This is a genomic window from Sporomusa sp. 246TCP1, assembly GCF_057319775.1.
Genome location: NZ_CM170492.1, coordinates 357,711 through 377,080, shown reverse-complemented (window position 1 = coordinate 377,080; position 19,370 = coordinate 357,711). Strand labels below are relative to the sequence as shown.

At 44.8% G+C, this 19,370-nt stretch carries 21 protein-coding genes and 2 riboswitches; all 21 genes read right to left on the bottom strand.

Annotated features, from left to right (window positions below):
- Positions 1 to 15: 15 nt before the first annotated feature.
- Positions 16 to 1,446, bottom strand: coding sequence for an amidophosphoribosyltransferase (purF, locus tag AC1ECB_RS01800; protein WP_485667196.1), 1,431 nt, complete (start codon positions 1,444 to 1,446; stop codon positions 16 to 18).
- Positions 1,447 to 2,157 (bottom strand): phosphoribosylaminoimidazolesuccinocarboxamide synthase, encoded by a 711-nt coding sequence (purC, locus tag AC1ECB_RS01795; protein ID WP_485667195.1) that lies wholly within the window; start codon positions 2,155 to 2,157, stop codon positions 1,447 to 1,449. It abuts the gene before it with no gap.
- A gap of 94 nt (positions 2,158 to 2,251) precedes the next feature.
- The gene (gene purE, locus AC1ECB_RS01790) at positions 2,252 to 2,749 is read right to left on the bottom strand and encodes a 5-(carboxyamino)imidazole ribonucleotide mutase (protein ID WP_485667194.1); all 498 of its coding nucleotides are present in this window, start codon (positions 2,747 to 2,749) and stop codon (positions 2,252 to 2,254) included.
- Positions 2,750 to 2,855: 106 nt separating this feature from the next.
- Entirely contained in the window at positions 2,856 to 4,226 is a 1,371-nt protein-coding gene (locus AC1ECB_RS01785; RefSeq protein ID WP_485667193.1) for an NCS2 family permease, read from the bottom strand.
- 252 nt (positions 4,227 to 4,478) lie between these two features.
- Positions 4,479 to 4,580: riboswitch (purine riboswitch) on the bottom strand.
- Positions 4,581 to 4,663: 83 nt separating this feature from the next.
- The gene (locus tag AC1ECB_RS01780; RefSeq protein WP_485667192.1) at positions 4,664 to 5,137 is read right to left on the bottom strand and encodes a NanQ anomerase/TabA/YiaL family protein; all 474 of its coding nucleotides are present in this window, start codon (positions 5,135 to 5,137) and stop codon (positions 4,664 to 4,666) included.
- Between the two features lie 19 nt (positions 5,138 to 5,156).
- Entirely contained in the window at positions 5,157 to 5,624 is a 468-nt protein-coding gene (locus AC1ECB_RS01775; protein ID WP_485667191.1) for a C40 family peptidase, read from the bottom strand.
- Between the two features lie 90 nt (positions 5,625 to 5,714).
- Positions 5,715 to 7,046, bottom strand: a complete 1,332-nt coding sequence (locus tag AC1ECB_RS01770) for a 5'-deoxyadenosine deaminase (RefSeq protein ID WP_485667190.1) — start codon at positions 7,044 to 7,046, stop codon at positions 5,715 to 5,717.
- A gap of 16 nt (positions 7,047 to 7,062) precedes the next feature.
- Positions 7,063 to 7,614: a UbiX family flavin prenyltransferase gene (locus tag AC1ECB_RS01765; protein ID WP_485667189.1), complete on the bottom strand. Its 552-nt coding sequence runs from the start codon at positions 7,612 to 7,614 to the stop codon at positions 7,063 to 7,065.
- A 15-nt stretch (positions 7,615 to 7,629) separates the two neighbouring features.
- Positions 7,630 to 8,460, bottom strand: a complete 831-nt coding sequence (locus tag AC1ECB_RS01760; RefSeq protein ID WP_485667188.1) for a GNAT family N-acetyltransferase — start codon at positions 8,458 to 8,460, stop codon at positions 7,630 to 7,632.
- Between the two features lie 276 nt (positions 8,461 to 8,736).
- Positions 8,737 to 10,212, bottom strand: coding sequence for a class I adenylate-forming enzyme family protein (locus AC1ECB_RS01755; protein WP_485667187.1), 1,476 nt, complete (start codon positions 10,210 to 10,212; stop codon positions 8,737 to 8,739).
- A 227-nt stretch (positions 10,213 to 10,439) separates the two neighbouring features.
- Complete coding sequence (locus AC1ECB_RS01750) at positions 10,440 to 11,009, bottom strand: DJ-1/PfpI family protein (protein ID WP_021166878.1); 570 nt, start codon at positions 11,007 to 11,009, stop codon at positions 10,440 to 10,442.
- An 88-nt stretch (positions 11,010 to 11,097) separates the two neighbouring features.
- Entirely contained in the window at positions 11,098 to 11,643 is a 546-nt protein-coding gene (locus AC1ECB_RS01745) for a 2-oxoacid:acceptor oxidoreductase family protein (RefSeq protein WP_485667186.1), read from the bottom strand.
- Entirely contained in the window at positions 11,640 to 12,392 is a 753-nt protein-coding gene (locus AC1ECB_RS01740; RefSeq protein ID WP_485667185.1) for a thiamine pyrophosphate-dependent enzyme, read from the bottom strand. Before AC1ECB_RS01740 ends, AC1ECB_RS01745 begins: the two co-directional genes overlap by 4 nt.
- Position 12,393: 1 nt before the next feature.
- The gene (locus AC1ECB_RS01735) at positions 12,394 to 13,461 is read right to left on the bottom strand and encodes a 3-methyl-2-oxobutanoate dehydrogenase subunit VorB (protein ID WP_485667184.1); all 1,068 of its coding nucleotides are present in this window, start codon (positions 13,459 to 13,461) and stop codon (positions 12,394 to 12,396) included.
- Positions 13,462 to 13,557: 96 nt separating this feature from the next.
- Complete coding sequence (locus AC1ECB_RS01730; RefSeq protein WP_094603194.1) at positions 13,558 to 13,761, bottom strand: 4Fe-4S dicluster domain-containing protein; 204 nt, start codon at positions 13,759 to 13,761, stop codon at positions 13,558 to 13,560.
- Positions 13,762 to 13,941: 180 nt separating this feature from the next.
- On the bottom strand, positions 13,942 to 14,109 hold the full coding sequence (locus AC1ECB_RS01725; protein ID WP_021166873.1) for a hypothetical protein: 168 nt from the start codon (positions 14,107 to 14,109) through the stop codon (positions 13,942 to 13,944).
- 88 nt (positions 14,110 to 14,197) lie between these two features.
- Positions 14,198 to 14,301, bottom strand: a riboswitch (SAM riboswitch).
- A gap of 94 nt (positions 14,302 to 14,395) precedes the next feature.
- Complete coding sequence (locus AC1ECB_RS01720) at positions 14,396 to 15,730, bottom strand: chloride channel protein (protein ID WP_485667183.1); 1,335 nt, start codon at positions 15,728 to 15,730, stop codon at positions 14,396 to 14,398.
- A 4-nt stretch (positions 15,731 to 15,734) separates the two neighbouring features.
- Positions 15,735 to 16,319 carry an HPP family protein gene (locus AC1ECB_RS01715; protein ID WP_485667182.1) on the bottom strand — a complete coding sequence of 195 codons (585 nt, stop codon included), beginning with the start codon at positions 16,317 to 16,319 and terminating at the stop codon, positions 15,735 to 15,737.
- 97 nt (positions 16,320 to 16,416) lie between these two features.
- The gene (locus AC1ECB_RS01710; RefSeq protein ID WP_485667181.1) at positions 16,417 to 16,641 is read right to left on the bottom strand and encodes a hypothetical protein; all 225 of its coding nucleotides are present in this window, start codon (positions 16,639 to 16,641) and stop codon (positions 16,417 to 16,419) included.
- Positions 16,642 to 16,679: 38 nt separating this feature from the next.
- Complete coding sequence (locus tag AC1ECB_RS01705; protein ID WP_485667180.1) at positions 16,680 to 18,260, bottom strand: L-lactate permease; 1,581 nt, start codon at positions 18,258 to 18,260, stop codon at positions 16,680 to 16,682.
- 132 nt (positions 18,261 to 18,392) lie between these two features.
- Positions 18,393 to 19,355 carry an oxalate oxidoreductase subunit beta gene (locus tag AC1ECB_RS01700; protein ID WP_485667179.1) on the bottom strand — a complete coding sequence of 321 codons (963 nt, stop codon included), beginning with the start codon at positions 19,353 to 19,355 and terminating at the stop codon, positions 18,393 to 18,395.
- Positions 19,356 to 19,370: the final 15 nt, after the last annotated feature.

Below are 19,370 nucleotides of genomic sequence, written 5' to 3'. Positions count from 1 at the left end.
GACCTCCTGCTGTATTTATTTACTTTTGGCTTCAAACAAGAATTTATTGTTGGCGCAATCCCTTTCACAAGGAATTTCTGCCGGATAATCGCAGTTAAAGCACGCATTACATAACGTTTGTTTCGGGATGCTGCCAATAGAGGCATATAAGCCTTCCAGGGACAGGTAATGCAAAGAGTCAGCACCGATATACTCTCTGATTTCCTCTACCTGTTTGGATGCGGCAATAAGCTCTTTCCGGGCTGATGTATCAATTCCATAGTAACAGGGATAACCAATCGGCGGCGAGCTTATGCACATATGGACAGCCGTAGCACCGGCTTCTTTTAGCATGCGGACAATTTTGCCGCTGGTCGTGCCCCGTACAATAGAGTCATCCACCATAACAATAGATTTACCCTTCACTACTGATGTAACAGCATTGAGTTTTATCCGTACACCCATATCCCGTTTTTTCTGTTCTGGCTGGATAAAGGTACGGCCGATATACCGGTTTTTCATGAGTCCTTCGGCAAAAGGTATCCCTGATTCCTGGCTATAGCCAAGCGCCGCCGTAGTCCCGGAGTCTGGTACTGAAATAACAAGATCAGCCTTATAACCGCTCTCTCTTGCCAGCGTACGTCCCATACTAAGCCTGGCCTGGTACACGCTCTGACCATCAATGACACTGTCAGGACGGGCAAAGTAGATATATTCAAACACACAAGCAGCGCGCCGGTCAGTCTCAGCAAACCGCCTGGTTTCAATACCCTTATCGTCAATGCTTACTATTTCACCTGGTTCAATATCACGCACAAATTCAGCACCAACAGTATCTAGTGCGCAGGACTCAGATGCCAGTACCCAACCATCGCCCAGCCGTCCCAAACAAAGCGGCCGGAAGCCATGTGGATCACGTACACCAATAAGCTTGTTTTCTGTCATGATAACCAGACTATAGGCCCCCTGGACATCAGTCAAGCTGTCGATTACTCTTTCCTCCACCGTCTGTTTGGTAGAACGGGCAATTAAGTTAACAATAACTTCACTGTCGATAGAGGTTTGAAACACATGTCCTTTTTTCTCCAGTTCTATTCTCATTTCATGAGCGTTGGTCAGATTGCCGTTATGAGCCAGACTAATCTGTCCCCCGGAATAGCTGACCAATAGTGGTTGTGTATTACGCAAAAGACTTGACCCGGTTGTTGAATACCGGACATGACCGATGGCAATATGAGCCGGCATATCAGGCAGTTCATGGCGAAACACCTCATTGACCAGTCCCATACCCCGCTGCACATCCATAACACTACCGTCGGTAACAGCAATACCGGCGCTTTCCTGGCCCCGGTGCTGCAATGCATACAGGCCCCAATACGTATTTAGTGCCACATTCTCCTGACGGGCAAAAATACCAAATATCCCGCACTCTTCCCGCCATTTGTCGCTTTGTATATCGTAAAGCACTTAGTTTCTCCTTCCTGTCAGTCGGTACAATACCTCTTGATAGGCTTCCTCAACATTACCTAAATCGCGGCGGAAACGGTCTTTGTCAAGCTTTTGGCTAGTCTCGCTATCCCAGAAGCGGCAAGTATCAGGTGAAATTTCGTCTCCTAAGATTACTTCCCCTTTGTGCACGCCAAATTCAAGCTTGAAGTCAATTAATTCTATTTTTTTCTCTTTCAGGAAAGTAGATAACACTTCATTTATTTGCAGCGCATATTTTTCTATGATTTCAACTTGCTCCGGGGTAGCTAGCCCTAGTGCCTTGATATGATAATTATTAATCAACGGGTCGCCCAGTGCATCATCTTTGTAATAGAGCTCAACAACCGTACTCGGCAATTTGCGGCCTTCCTCCCAGCCAATGCGTTTTGCCAGGCTGCCGGCAGCAATGTTGCGGACGACAACTTCTACCGGCAGGATAGCAAGTTTCTTAACCAGCATTTCCCGGTCATTAAGCATTTTGATAAAATGATGCGGAATACCTTTTTCGCTTAACAAATTAAAGAAAAAAGTCGAAATTTTATTGTTGAATACACCCTTATTACCAATCGTGCCCTTCTTTTCACCATTAAAGGCAGTGGCATCGTCTTTGAAATATACCAATAGTTCATCAGGATTCTCAGTTGCAAATACTTGTTTAGCTTTTCCTTCATACATAGGTTTTTTAGTCATGGGGTTAGCCTCCTCGTAAATTTAAATTAGTAAGTGAGATTGCTCTTTTCCATATAATGGTGAGCAGTCTCACTTTTTGGAACTTTAAATGCAACTACTTAGTGGCAGCCAGCTTTTGCGCCAGCCGCGCATCTTTTCGCTCAACTTCTTCGGCCATAGTCTGCCGGTGTGCTATTAGCTTAGCTGCAAGTTCAGTATTATGTACCGCCAGTATCTGTGCGGCAAATAAGGCTGCATTTTTTGCCCCGTTAATGGCCATGGTGGCTACAGGAATACCTGCCGGCATTTGAACAATGCTGAGCAGTGCATCCATACCGGCAAGTGGCGTAGCATTTACCGGAATACCAATAACCGGCAGCGTAGTAAAGCTGGCAATCACTCCCGGAAGGTGAGCGGCGGCGCCGGCAGCAGCAATGATAACCTGCACCCCGCGTTCGCTGGCACCAGCTACAAATCGGTGCACCTTATCTGGCGTGCGATGAGCTGATGCTACTAATACTTCTGTTTCAATACCAAATTCGGCTAGTTGGCTGGCAGCCGGCTCAAGCACCGGCCAATCCGAATCACTGCCCATAATAATTGCTACTTTCATATCCTCATCCTTTCACTCAATAATGCACCCATAGGTTAATTTACCAATGAATGTTTTGTTATAAAACCCAGATATTTTAATAAAATATCTGGGTTTAGCTTCCCCGTTATTCAGCCAGGAATGCAAACCGGAAGACAACGAGAGCCGCTAATATGTAGACAATCCAATGCACTTCGCGCCCTCTACCGGTAACGAGTTTTAACAACGGATACATCACAAGACCGGCAGAAATACCATTGGCGATGCTATAGGTGAACGGCATCAGGACAATGGTTAAAAAGGCTGGCAGGCTTTCTGTGAAATCATTAAAATCAATCTGACGGACTGACTCGAGCATCAATGCGCCAACAATAATAAGCGCCGGCGCAGTTGCAGCAGTGGGAATAAGGCCTGCAAGCGGCGCAATGAACAACGATAACAAAAAGAGTATGCCGCATACGATTGCTGTCAAGCCTGTACGTCCGCCTGCACCAACACCAGCAGCACTTTCCACATAGGAAGTGATCGTACTAGTGCCAAGCAAAGCACCAAGACTTACACCAGTGGCGTCTACCAGCATGGCTTTACCAATACCGGGAAATTTTCCTTTTTTGTCCATAAGGCCTGCTTTGGATGCAGTACCAACAAGTGTACCCATAGTATCAAACAGTTCAACAAAAGTAAACGTAAAGATAATCGCCATTAGGCCCATATTTAGAGCGCCCTGAATATCCAGTGCAAAAAAAGCATTATGGCTAAAATCAGGCATAGCGATTGGGCTAAAGCCAGCAGGGATAGTAACAATCCCCAACATAATACCTACAATCGTGGTAGTAAAAATACCAATTAAGATAGAACCCTTTATTTGGCGTGCCATGAGTACACCAATAACTACCAGGCCAAATACGGAAAGCAATACTTCGGGATGAGTAAATTGCCCCATCTCAATAATAGTTTCAAAACTAAGCGGTGTACCATTGCCCTTAGCGGCGACAATTTTCTCCAAAGTAGGTGGAATCAAAGATAACCGAATGCTCATAATACCGGAAAGTTTCAGCCCAATAATGGTAATAAATAAACCAATACCTACGGTAATTGCATGTTTTAGCACGGTAGGCATACCCTCAACCAATAATTGACGAACATGAGTTACTGTAAGCAAAATAAAAATAAGACCAGAAATAAATACCGCACCCAAGGCCACCTGCCAGGTAATCCCCATACCGATAACAACGGTAAACGCATAAAAGGCGTTAAGTCCCATGCCAGGAGCCAAAGCAATCGGATAGTTAACAAACAGGCCCATCATGATTGACACCACACCGGCACCAATGGCAGTAGCCAGTAATACGGCGTTCTTGTCCATTCCTGCTGAACCCAAAATACTAGGGTTAACAAACAAAATGTACGCCATGGTCATAAAGGTCGTAATACCTGCGACTACCTCAGTTCTCACATTTGTTTTGCGGGAACTAAGTTCAAACAGTTTTTCCAGCATTTTCTCTTCCCCCTTAGTCGTTCATCCAGGGAAAGTTTTACTTTCCATCTGGATACGATAACCTCTTCTTACAGTGTCACCGCTAGTACCATAGCGTATTCCAACAACACCAAAAAACCCTGACAGGGAAATTTCGCATGAACATCATAGAGCGAAACTTCCCCGCCAGGGTTTTTATCCCATCGGTGTAGTGTTATCCGGTAACACCTGTGCCACTTGGTCACAGCCACACCACGTTGTGTTATGCGGAACCCTAGGCACACTTTCACCCGTAGTCGGGCGATTTACGGTCGCCTGGTAGAAACTTTTGAGCCATATCCTCAAATATATACGAGCATTATGTATTTATTTGTATTGTACCAGCAGTGGGTAAAAGCTGTCAATGAAAAAATCGAACTTTAATTACATATTTGGAAATATTGTTCGGATAGTTCTGACTACTTTAACAACGACATTTTAATTTTTACCACAGCTTTTTTGACAGCAGCAGCCTTATTCAGTATACAGTTGGGGCGGTGTACATCCCAGGGAAAGAATATGGCATACATCCCCTCTGTCATTGCCAAATCAGTCTCTTGTTGCACTGTTTGATAAAATATCACGTCTTTAGCCGCCAGCTCATCAGCTAAAACTTCGTTATTTGCCGCCAACAAGCTATAAGCAACCATTTCCTGGCCGGAAATAATATATTGAATGTCCAGATAATCAACATGAGCTTCTGCACTGCGAACTTCCCGCGGCTGGGTTTCATATTCATTAATAGCTACATAGATATCTTTACCTTCAATTTCATACTTACCTTTAGGCAATGCCGCCAAATCAGTTTTAGCAAGATACGCAAGCCCTTTAACAAGAATTTTATGAAGGTGTGGTACATCTGCTGCTAATGTTGAAATATGTCCAAAAATCATAAGTACGCCTCCAAATAGTTTAATTAACGATTCGCTTGGCGCCGAAATAACGCGGCTTCCAGTACGTTTCGTCCAGTCGGCTAATCATTACACCCCGGCTGGAGGAAGCATGAATGAATTTACCACTTCCATAATAAATGCCTACATGTGAAGCTCCCGCGGCATAGGTTGAAAAAAATACTAAATCACCCGGTTTAAGCTTGCTGCGCTCAACCTTTTTTCCCTGCAGATACTGAACATCGGCTGAACGCGGTAATTTTTTACCATTCTTATCATATACGAATTTAACAAAGCCTGAGCAATCAAACCCTTTGGGAGATTCACCGCCAAACCGATATGGCGTTTTAAGATACTTTTCCGCTGTTTTAATAATATTATCCGTCTTTACCGCAGTTGGCTTGGCCGAAGCAGCAAATACCGAAGTATTCACCAAAACAAGCATCAGAACCACCAGGCATACGGCCAAAGGCTTTGGGGACAGCCGCATAAAATTTCACCCCTGATTCAATTATTTTAGCTTGCCATTATTCTTCGGCAAAATTCGAATAATTCCTTTATTTTCTTGTATATAATTCCCTTATTTGACTATTTGGGCACGGGCAGCTATCCGTTTTACAGCCTGGTTAGCCTGTTGCCGTACCTCTGTCTCATCAATAGTAGTAAGCTGCCGGTTTTCCATGACTACTTGTCCATTTACAATGGTTGTCAGTACCTGGCTGCTTTGCACCTGATAAACCAGTTGTGTATAAATACTAACCCCTGCTGTTGGGGTTGTCCGCAAGTCACCCAGGCTGACAATGGCTATGTCAGCCTTTTTCCCCTGTTCAATACTGCCAATTTGATCACTAAGTCCCATAGCCTTAGCCCCACCCAGGGTTGCCAACTCAAATACCTTGTTCGCCGGCATGGCAGTCGGACCATAAAAGGGCTTTTGGATTAACGCCGCAAGCCGCATTTCCATAAACTCATCAAGATTATTATTACATGGAGCCCCATCGGCGGCAATAGACACAGCAGCACCTTTATCGATAAGTTCGGGGATTTTTGCAATGCCTGAACCGAGCTTGAGATTGGAGGACGGACAATGAACAATGTTTGTCTGACTATTCGCCAGTACCGCCATTTCCTCCTTTGTTAGATGAATACAGTGAGCCAAAATAAGGCTGGGACCTGTTAAACCCAGTTTATCAAGATAAAGAATATTGCGCATCCCGAAAAGCTTTTGTACATATTCAACCTCACTCCGGTTCTCTGAAGCATGGGTGTGAATGGCAACTTTATACCTATTGGCTAGTTCTACCGTCTTAGTCAATAGTTCTTCCGTACAGGAAACGGCAAAGCGCGGGGTAAACGCATAACTAATCCGCCCCTCACCCGCGCCGTGCCATTTTTCCAGAAGTTCGATACTTTCCTCAAGGGCATTTATCGTGGTATCTTGTAGCGCAGCCGGAACATCTGTCCCAAAATCCATCATGCATTTGCCGGAGACGGCCCGAATACCGCTGTCATAGATGGCTTGAAAGTTACTTTCGGTATGATTGACTGTCGCCATATCAACAATAGCGGTCGTACCGCCTTTGAATAATTCACCAATGCCAAGTAGAGCTGAATAATAGATGGATTGTGCATCATGGGCTGCTTCTAACGGCCAAATCTTTTGTTTTAGCCAGTCTAATAATTCCAGATCGTCCGCCTGACCACGAAACAGTGTCTGACACAAGTGAATATGTGGTTGAACAAGCCCAGGAATCACCAATTGCCCGGCAGCATCAATTACTTTGTCTGCAGCCATGGTGAGCCCGGCACCGATTGCTTTGATTCTACAGCCTTCTACATATACATCGCCCTGAATAATTTCTCGGCCTGCATTCATGGTTACAATTGTGCCATTTTTTATCAGCAGTGACATCTTTTCCACCCCTTTGCTAATTTCCCCAGCGTTTGAATAACTCATGCTCGATAGCAAAGATATCTAATATCTTGCCGGCCATGAAAGCCACTATGTCATCTACTGTGGCCGGCTTATGATAAAACCCGGGAGCCGCCGGCATAACTACCACGCCAGCGCGCGCCAGCCTGAGCATATTCTCTAAATGAATCGGCGTCACCGGCGTCTCCCGGGGTACTACCACAAGTTTTCTTCCTTCTTTGAGAGTTACGTCGGCCGCCCTTGTCAGCAAATCCCGCCCGCTGGCACCTGCCAAGGCTCCTAATGTCTGCATAGAACAAGGCGCAACCACCATGCCGTTCATCTTAAAGGAACCACTGGCCAGCGGTGCAAACAGATCTGCGTTATCATACACAGTAGCATATTTTTGGATGACTTCTATATTGTGACCGCATTCATATTCTAGTACCTTGCGGCCCATATCGGTATAAACGGCGTGGACTTCGATACCCAAATCATACAAAGCTTTAATTAGAGTATAGCCGTATATGGCGCCGCTTGCACCGGTAACACCCACAGCTATGCGCATAAGTATTCCTCCAAATTACACTACAAATTTTACGATTAAATATTCATCATAATAAGTAAACCCCAGGGCTTGATAGGCTCTCAGCGCCGGAGTGTTATCTTTTCGTACCATTAATGTGGGAATCTTGCCGGCGGCCTGAATCTGCCTGCACAATTCAGCAACCAGAGCCTTACAATACCCTTTACCCCGACTTTGCTCACTGGTATAGACACCACCGATCTGATTAATCCGGCCGGTAGCTACCTGAATGATAGCCTGAGCCACAGGCACTTTGTTTATCAGCAAAAAAAGCAAAGTTTCTTCCTGACCTCGATCTTCAATAAGTTTGACCGCCAATTCTTGGTTAAAGCGGCGCTTAAAGCCCTGCCTATAGGCCTCAACCATAAAGCTAAGTGCCGTCTCCCGGTCTACTGCTTCCACAGCAGCAATTTGGTGTAAACAGGCGAGGGAATATGGCCTTAGTTCATGGTTTACCAAATAATAGCTATTCTCACACTCCCGCACTTTTTTATCGGGAGCCAGGGCCAAACATAAAGGCTCCACCAGCCTTTTCATACCAACCAATACTTCAAATCTACGTTGGCGCATGATTTCGATAAAGCTGCCAATAGCCTTATCAGCCTCAAAATGCGGTACTACATTTCCCAAGTTAAAGAAGGCGAGTATTCCTTCTAATCTGCCCGCAGAAAAGTATCCATAATAATCACCAGCGCGGCGGCTCATTCTGTCATTAGTAATCCCGCATCTGGCCAGATTACCACTGAGTAAAGCGGTTTCCATATAGTTGCGTTCCAAATAGGCTTTGACCTCTGGATTGTCGTCACCTGTTAATAACCGAATCATCATTATCGCCTTCCACCAAAACAAGAACTAAACTTACATACTACTATAAAGGCAAATAGCAATCTTTTCAAGTTTTGTCATTATTCTCATTAAAAAAGCGCTATCTCGCCCTTGAGGATATGGCTCACTAACCGCAGAGTACACAGAGAGCGCAGAGGGGAGATGTATATCGAGACATTCCCTCTGCGTACTCTGCGTCTCTGCGGTTCAAAAAAACTTATACTTTCTTTATGTATCAAAAAAGCCAAGCCCTCTTTATAAGGACTTGGCTTTCCCGCATTACCCCACGTGTTCGCGCAGCACACGTTTTAATATTTTGCCTGTCTGATTTTTGGGCAAAGCATCCACCACATGGAAATCACGCGGAATTTTATAAGCGGCAATATTGGCATGAAGATATTCTCTAACTGCCTTCTTATCAAAACGCTGACCTTCAGCCAGCACAATATAAGCACGCGCTACCTGGCCGCGCAGTTCGTCAGCGACACCAATAACACTGGCCTCAATGATCCCTGGGTACGCATAAAGCAACTCCTCAATCTCTCGCGGATAAATATTTTCCCCATTGGAAATAATCAAATCCTTCAAGCGATCAACAACAAAGAAATAGCCTTCCGAATCCTGATAAGCTAAATCGCCCGTATAAAGCCAGCCATCTTTAAGCGCGTTAGCCGTTTCAGCCGGTAAATTAAAATACCCCTTCATGACAATTGGCCCCCGCACGACAAGCTCACCAACCATCCCTGGCGGCAAAGTCTGCCCGCCCGGGTCAGCCACCCTTACCTCTAAGCCGGGGAGAGCTTTGCCAATCGAGCAGTATTTGGGTTTCAACACCGGGTTAAGCGCTACTACCGGCGAAGCTTCTGAAAGACCATAGCCTTCAATAATTTTATGACCATATTTGTCTGAAAACTGCTGCGCTACTTTTTCAGGCAAAGACGCTCCACCTGAGATAAAGTGTTTAACACCGGAAAAATCCTGATACTGCCCAACACGGGCAAAAAGATTATACATAGGCGGCACTCCGTAGACAACTGTCACTTTATAGTCTTTAATCGCCGCAATGGTCTCTTTGGGTGCAAAGGCATCCAAAATTGTAATTGACGCCCCGCTAAGCAGAGAGACAAGCACAGCGCACGTCCAGGAAAAGCAGTGATACATTGGAAGCACGCATAATACATTATCTGAAGCAGCCACCGGCAGCATTTCCCGGAAAGCAACTGCATCACTGACAAGATTTTTGTGGGTCAACACAGCCCCTTTGGGAATACCGGTTGTACCTGAAGTATATATAATAACACAAGGCTGATTTTCGTCAAAACCGGCTGTTAGCGCCGGAGCCGTCGAAAATTCCTCCTGTTCTACTATTAATTTAATGTCAGCTATAACAAGCTGGATCACTTCCTGCTTATAGCCCTGTTGGCCAAGCTCGGAATCAATGGCTAAGCACTCCCTGGTAATGAGATGGCTCATTTTAGCGTCTTTAACAATGAAAGAAGTTTCTCTGACAGTTAATTGAAAATTAATGGGAACAACGATAGCTCCCAGACTGACAATAGCCATATAGCAGTATATGAACTCAGCCGAATTGTGAGAAAACAACCCTACATTTTCACCTGTCCGAATGCCTGATGAATAAAAATAATTGCGATATTTCCCTACTTGCTCTTGCAGTTCACCATAAGACACCTTATCTTTACCGGCAAAAGCCGGGCTGTCTACTGTTCCATTAAGAATAAGATCATGAACAAACAATACCTGCACCCCTTCCTTTCGTAGTGCTGAAAAACAGCTATAACTGTATAATTATAGCTCAACTAGGCAAATCTGTCTATCTATAGTATGGCCTAATAGTCAATTCTTTAACAACAGTAAGTAGTAAAAGAGATTGCTATACTTTTGCCGCCAAGACGTAAGAAAAAACTTTTCCCACGTCATTGCAGCCGTTAGCATAGCAATCCCGTTATAGTATACAGCTTATTTTAGATACTGATCTTCGCGCCCAGTAGATCAACAAAAGCTTTTAACCATGCAGGATGATTAGGCCAGGCTTGGGCTGTGACCAAATTGCCACTAATAACAACCGGCTCGTTTTTCCATTCAGCACCAGCCAATTGGCACTCAGCGGCGCATGCCGGATAGGAAGTTACTGTTTTACCAGCCAATACTTTCGCCGGAGCCAGTAACTGAGTACCGTGACAAATGGCAGCTACCGGCTTGCCGGCAGCAAAGAAATCCTGCACTAGTTTGAGAGCCTCATCATACATCCTAATATATTCAGGAGCACGACCGCCAGGAACTACCAGCCCGACATAATCTTCAGCCTTTGCGTCTTTGGCTGCAATATCAACCGGAATCCGGTGACCAGTCAATTCAACATAGGTATCTAAACCGATAAAGTCATGTACAACCAACTGAACCATGTCGCCGGCACTCTTATTAGGCACAGCTACATCAACTTGATAACCAAGCATCATCAGCGCTTGTTGGGGAACCTTAACCTCATAGTCTTCTGCACAGTCACCAGTCAGTAAAAGAATTTTCTTTGGCATTATATGTAACCTCCTTAACTTATAGTAGGTTACACATTCTATATTAGTAATACTTTTCCTGCACCAATACACTCCTTTTTTGCTTCACTTAAGCTATGTTGTTTTTTACATAGTCATAACCGCGTATAATAGCGGCTTTGTTGGCCTCAATGACCTGCGGTTTAGAAGCAAACTTTTTGGCAAACGCGGTAAACAGCGCTTCCATTTCAACGGCAGCGGTAGCGGCAATAAGTGCGCCCAGTGCCACCATATTGGCCATTTTCAAGTTGCCCATCTCAATCGCTATATCATTTACCGGCACACGATAGACCTTGATATCCTGCCTGGCAACGGCTTTGTCAATTAATGAGCTATTAACAATCAAAACACCGTTTGCCCGAACGGCAGCTTCAAACTTATCGAGTGATGGTAAATTTAGAACAACAACTGCTGTCGGCTCTTCTACCATCGGAGAACCTGGTAACCCCTCAGTAATAATAACTGAGCAATTGGCTGTCCCGCCACGCATCTCGGGACCATAGGAAGGAATCCAGGATACGTGTTTTTCTTCCAGCATACCTGCATAGGTTACTATCTGACCCATAAGCATAACGCCCTGACCACCAAAACCGGACATGATAATTTCGTGTCTCATTTTGCCACCTCAGCCGCATCTTTATAAACACCAAGCGGGTAGTGTGGCACCATGTTTTCTTCCAGCCATTTAACGGCTTCAAGCGGCGTTTTTCCCCAGTTTGTCGGGCAAATTGACAGTACTTCTACTAAGCAAAATCCCTGGCCGCTGAGTTGAAGCTCAAATGCCTTTTTGATAGCGGTCTTTGCTTTATTCATATTAGCAGGTGTATTGACCGCCACCCTGGCAATAAAGGCAGGGCCATCCAGAGTAGCCAGCATCTCCGATACCCGAATAGGCATTCCTGCAGTCTCCAGGTTACGTCCGTAAGGAGATGTACTGGTAACTTGACCAACCAGACTAGTGGGAGCCATTTGACCGCCGGTCATACCATAAATGGCATTATTAACAAAGATAGTCGCTATTTTTTCACCCCGCGCAGCCGCATGGACAATTTCTGCACAACCAATAGCCGCCAAATCCCCATCGCCTTGATAGGTAAATACAACAGCGTCAGGATGCACCCGTTTGACACCGGTAGCTACAGCCGGTGCACGACCATGTGCAGCTTCCAGCATGTCAACATGGAAATACTCAGAGGCAAGCACTGAACAGCCTACCGGCGCAACCCCAATTGTTTTTTCCTGAATATCAAGTTCATCAATTGCCTCAGCTACCAACCGGTGAATAATACCATGATGACAGCCTGGGCAATAGTGAGTAGGTATATCAAATAATGCTTTCGGTCTGGAAAATAGCCCTTCTGCCATATTATTTGCCCTCCTTACCATCTAGAATCCTGGTGACCTCCTGGTAAATTTCCGTGGGGGTCATTATCATGCCACCGGTACGGCCATAGAAGTATACAGGCTTAGCATCATGAGTAGCCAGCCGCACATCTTCAATCATTTGTCCAGCGCTTAGCTCAAGCGTTAAAAAGGCCTTGGCCGTTTTTGCCAACCGGGAAAGTGGCGGCTCAGGGAATGGCCACAACGAAATGGGTCGTAACAAACCTACCTTTTTACCATTCTTTCTGGCTTTATCGACCGCCGACTGTGCAATACGCGCTGTAATTCCGTAAGCAACAAGAATAACCTCTGCATCCTTGGTGTAAATTTCTTCCCACCGCATTTCATTTTCCCGAATGAGTGCATACTTTTTTTGCAAACGATTATTATGGTCTTCCAGCTCCTTGGCTTTTAGGTATAACGAACTAATAATATTGGGCTTAGTACGCCCATGCATTCCAACAGCAGCCCACGGTTTTTCCACAGGCTTAGTATTGTTCTCTTTTATTTCAACCGGTTCCATCATTTGACCGATAACCCCATCGCCTAGCAGCATAACCGGATTGCGATATTGGTCAGCTAAGGAAAATCCCAACATAGTGAAGTCTGCCATTTCCTGAACTGAATTCGGAGCCAGTACAATAGTATGATAATCGCCGTGACCACCACCCTTTGTAGCCTGAAAATAGTCACTTTGTGCCGGTTGAATACCACCAAGTCCCGGACCGCCACGCATAATATTTACAATCAGACAGGGTAGCTCCGCTCCGGCAATATAAGAAATACCCTCTTGCTTTAAGCTAATTCCCGGACTGGAGGAAGAAGTCATAACCCTGGCCCCTGCGCCGGCTGCACCATATACCATATTAATAGCCGCGATCTCACTCTCTGCCTGCAAAAACACGCCGCCAACCTGTGGCATACGTTTGGACATATATTCCGGTATCTCAGTTTGCGGTGTAATCGGGTAGCCAAAATAATGACGGCAACCAGCAACAACTGCCACCTCAGCAATAGCCTCATTGCCCTTCATGAGCACTTTTTCTGACATGTTCACCACTCCTATTACATCTCTGATGACTAACTCGCTCTAAGACTTCCAGCTTCTACAAAAGCAAGCTAAGAGCAAGTTAATCCTAAGCTAAGTCTACTTATGAATCTCAATTACTATATCCGGACAGGATCGGGCACACAGACAGCAACCAACACATTCCGAGGCGTCAGGACATGTGGAGAAATTATAACCCTTACCATTAAAAGTAGTAGACATTACCAGCAGCTTTTTAGGACATGCTACCGTACATAAAGCGCAGCCTTTACACCGTTCTTGGAAAAATATCGGTTTTGGCATAATCGTCACTCCTCAACTATATTTGTAGAGAAGATATAACATGGTAAAATGATACGAGCTACAGATTTACATTTTTCTTTCTTATCATATGCCATTCTCCATAAAATATCGAAGCCCTTTTGTTTTTCTTTTTTGGTTGGCTGTTTTTATTCAAACCTGTCCATAATGGCAATAGTTTTATTATATCCCATCACCATACCTGCCTTCCACGAAGGTATCATGACTTTTCTGGTTAAAACTCACTACTTTTCCATCACGGATAATAATAATCACCTCATTGCTAGCTGACCGCTTCTCACTGGTTATCAAATCACCTGATTCATCATACACCTTGCAGCTATCTGCCATATCTTCATTCCTCTTTTCTGTCGCTTGATAAAAAATCAAAATAACAAAGCCCCTTTCCGAGGAAAGGGGCTAATTTACAGGCGCCTTCCTCTTATCTGCCAGGATTTCTCCTGCTGGAATTAGCACCACTGCAGCATAGCTGCCGGTTGCCGGGTGTCATCGGGCCAGTCCCTCGACCACTCTGGATAAGAGTCATATGAAATTTAACATATTTTAACATGGACAACTAGAATTTGTCAATACAGTATTTTGTTTTAACAACATGCCCCACCTTATTAGGCATTTTTCATATTGATATTCGTTCTTCTTTCACGGAAGTGAAGCTTACCTGTCTCTCAGCACAACTGACAGACTTCCCCTCGTCCTCACATAAATGTGGACTCTTGCCAGCAAATATAATCTGACTGGGGTAAACACTGCGATGACCGGAAATTAAATAGCTAATTGAGCAGCTAACCGCTGCATAAGGAATAATATCACTGCCAAATAATTCAGCAGCCATAACTACGGCTGCTACCGGAATGTTTACTGCTGCCGCTAAAAGCGCAACCATACCAAGCACAGCATACACCGCTATATCCAGATTTCCAAATAGTTGCCCAAATAGGTTGCCCGTCACAGTCCCAACAATAACAATTGGCATGATGATTCCCCCGGTTCCGCCACAGCCAAGCGTTATCCCTGTAGCCAGTGTTTTCCAGAAAAAGGCAGCCACCGCAACAGACTGTCCACTAATCCCATTTTCGAGCAGTTCTAATCCTAAGCCTAAATATAGCGGACTCACAAAATATCCAATCAGAATAAGCATAATACCACCAACAAAGGCTTTTGCCTGTTGAACTATACGTAAACAGATAAAACCATGTTTACAAAAGTTGATTGTTTTGATAAAAAAAATAGCTGCCACGCCGCACACTACTCCCAACATAATGGATTGAAAAATAAAATAACCTGTAGGCTCGACGTGAATTTGCAAATAGAAGTAGGGTATTCCTGTGATATGACAAATATAGTAACCTGCCAACCCCGCCACAAAGGCAGGATAGAGTGTATCATAAAGAATTTTCCCAATAAACAGTACCTCAATCCCGAAAATGGCGCCAGCAACAGGTGTTCCAAATACACAGGCAAAACCAGCACTTAAGCCGCAGGTAACTACTTTGCGGCTGTCAGCCCTGCTGACTCGTAGAAACTTTGCCCATGCTGACGCGAGCGTAGCACCAATTTGAGCTGCAGGACCTTCCTTTCCGGCTGACCCGCCGGCAGCAATCGTTATAATTGTTGCTGCGATCTTTACTGGCATTTCCGCTAGCTGCAAACAGCCATCTCGCTGATGAATGGCTTCAATTACTTTATCACTGCCGCCTGCTGTTTGAATCGCTGCCAAACTCATTAACCAGCAATTCAAGCATAAGATCACCGGCAAGAAAAAATAATAGTACCACACTTGGGTCCATACCGCAATCGCCCAGGCCATCATTTTTAGAAATACTGCCACACCGGTTCCGACAATTACTCCTGTTGTTATACCCAGAAAACTCCATCGAAGAATATAAATAAACAAGACTTTTTGTTCAAACAAACTAGCCTTCCACCCAAACCACTTGCCAGCAGGATTCATATTGCTACCACCAATACTTGGGGTATTGGCGCTTGTCGGCAAGATTATTCACCACTATGCCTACAAGTACCAAAATACAGATACCTACTCCTACCGGCAACGCGATAAATAGCCAGTCTTGTTTGGTAATTACAGCAATCAAAGCTGTTGCCCCGGCCGGCGGATGAACAGTCCTGGTTCCTACCATAGTAGCTACAGCTAACCCTACACTTAGCGCTGCCGTATACCAATGAGCACCGGCTAACTGATAGATAAAAACTCCAATTAATGCAGCAAGTAGATGTCCTGCGACAGCATTTCTGGGCTGGGCAAACGGAGCTGCCGGAACCCCATAAATCAGACACGCCGATGCTCCTAACGACGCGACAAGAACCGGAACATCCCTGATCAGGCTTATGTAAGTTACCACCCCAATACCCGCAAATGATCCAACAAACGCCCAAAAACATTCCGACAGTGGTGGACTAGCTACATCACACCGGCGTGTTGTTTTACATTTTTTTAGGTAAGTTTGACAATATAAAACGATAAGTTCAGCCTTTATCGCTGGTCTTTGCGTAGACGCTTCTTTCGGATCACCGCTAATCATGGTACCACCTCTCAATAGTCTTTCCGCTAACGTATATGAGTGGAATCTTTTATTGAAAATGGGGAAATGCCGCTAAAAACGGCATTTCCCTGACCACTTATTTTTTTGTAACCAAAGGAACCAAACAAGCCAGCGTAAATATCATGTACGACAAACTAATCATTATTCCGTTGTTGGTCACGCCGCCTTGGTGTGCTAGAAAGAATCCTATCCAAAACCCCCAGAAGGCAGCATTCATCAGTGGGTTACGATATTTCTTTCTCCAAGACACTTCTGTGGTAACAACATTAGTATTCGCATTAGGCACAGGATTTGTACTCATTACAATACCTCCTTTGCTTATTTCGCAATTTTATTGACTTAAGGAAGATCCTTAAATAGCATGCAAGCAAAAATCCAAGCATTAATGCCCACAAGTAGCGAAATGATTAAACAATACGGTATTGTCCGATTCATTACCTCGCCTTCGCGACCCTCAAGACCAACAGTTGCTGAACCAATCAACACTTTCGACGGAGCGATGGAACAGCCTACTGCACCGCCGACAGACTGCACGGCGCACATGATAACCGTACTAATTCCCAATACCTTGGCTGTCTCAAATTGCAACGCGCCAAACATGACGTTGGAGTTGGTGTTACTACCGGTAAGAAATGCTCCTAACACACCAATATACGGGGAGAATATGGGGAACAAGCTACCAGTAGAGTTAGCTATTCCTTGTGCCAGCAACTTTGTCATACCCGTATCGTTCATAATCAACGCCATCATAACCATGGTAGTTATCCCAATACTGGTGGGAACACATTGTTTAACCGTGGCTTCAAACGCTCCACTAAAGGCACCCGGTTTCCACTTATGAGCCATTTTGAATATAACAAAAGCGCATAATGCTGCAAATAGCAACAAAGGAGCCGGATGCGAAAAAATATTAATTTTAGAATACATTTTTTCGGCTTTTACTGCGAAGCCGGCAGCAGTTGTCATAGCCGGATAGCTAAGACCCCAGGTATATGATGCAAAAATTTTCGCAATAGATTTGACCTGCGTCATGATGCATAATGCGATTAAGATATAGTAGGGGGAAAACGCCATATGAAATCCCATATATGGCTTTTCGTCCTCTTTTTTAGTCCCATCTGCTTCGTGACGATAAATTGTTTTGGCCAATATAGCCATAGTTCCGCAACCACAAAGTGCCGGAATTAAAGTAGCCAATTGCGCTGCACCTAGTTTATTCGTAAACCAGCACATGAAGGCCATTACGGTACCAGTTATCATAACTGCCGGTAAACCTCTTTTAACAGCGGGGAAACCGCCATAAATATGGCATACGGCAAGACCTGTAGCATAAATTGGAATAGCAAACAAAATCGCCATCCAGGGACCGATAATATCGCCGGGAATCTTAGTAGCCAGTTGAATAGTATAATAGGATGAACCCATAGACCCAAAGCTAATTGACCAAGAGTGTCCTACTAGACAGGTAGCAGCCGCAACAGCTGGTTTGAAGCCCATAACCAGCATAATCGGCGCAACAACGGCAACAGGCACGCCAAATCCGGCAATACCTTGCATAAAACTGGCAAAACACCATGACATAAGTAAACATTGTAATAGTTTTTCTTCAGTCACATTGATCATGGTATCGCCAATTACTTTAATAGCACCATTCCTTTCAACAAAATTATAGAGGAAAACCGCACCCCAGATGATGAGCAACACATACAATGCCATTGCCATACCTTTACTATTGGCTAAAGCCAATATTCTAGAGTCGCCACCAAAGACAAACATACCTATAACTACTGCCGTAAACCATGAAACTGCTCCTGATTTCGGCGCGCCCCATTTAAACAGTAAAATAGTGGATAGCAAGACTAAGATAGGTAGGAAAGCGAGTATCCAATTTGTAAGAGTTAAGGCAACACCCTTATCCATACAACCAAGCCTCCTTCCAAGCTTCTTTGTTCATGGTGAACAAAGAGTGCTACATTAGTAAGTCCCTGGTTCCTTTTGTTCACAAGGGACCAGGGACTTACGGCATAATGCCTGTTTAGCTTTTAGGCAACTTTACTTAGCTGGTGGAAGCGGAACCTCCATGCCAAGTGTTTTCGCACGCTTGTTAACGAAACTTTGAATTTTAACTACATGCTCAGGCTGCAGGTGGCTGAAACGTCCCTGTGTTTGGAGGTACTCGTCAACAGGCTTAAGTTTCTTCGGCACATTAGTGAATTTCTTATTAGCCCAATCACCATCTTCAACCTCATATAGATTCCACATACCGGTTTCTACGGCTAGTTTAGAGATCTCAATGGTACGGTCAGACGGGAATGACCAGCCCTTCGGACACGTACATTGCAGATGAATGAACGCCGGGCCATCTTGGGCAAGGCCTTTCCGAACCTTGTTCATAAGGTCAATGGGATAACCAATGGAAGCAGTTGCACCATACTTGATATACGGATGGCCGCCTGAACAGAATATAGCCATCGGATCTTTCAAGTTATGTTTCTTAGCTTCCGGAATCTCCGGACCAGCTGGGGTAAACATCGTAGTAGCACCGTACGGAGTGGACGGGGAAACCTGAATACCAGTGTTGGCATAAGATTCATTGTCATACATTACGCAGAGAACTTTATGTCCGCGATAGAACATAGCTGACATTGCCTGCAGACCAATGTCGGAACAGCCGCCGTCACCGGCCATAACAATAATATTTGGGAATTCGTCCTGGATTTTCCCCTTCTTAATCATCATCCGAAAAGCTTCAGCAATACCGGAAGCTACAGCACCGGCGTTGGTAATTTGTGCATGAGTCCAGGGTACAGCCCACGGACCGCAGGCATAACTAGTGTTAGCAACATACATACAACCAGTTGGCCCAACAAAGATTGTATTTTTACCAGCAGCTTTAGCTACTAGTCGATACGCAAGAGCCGGGCCGCAACCTGCACAGGTACGATGACCTGGGACATACGTGTCCACAAGATCTGTAGTCTGCGCAATTGACTTAACTAATTCAGCAACTGCCATCGTTTACTCCTCCTT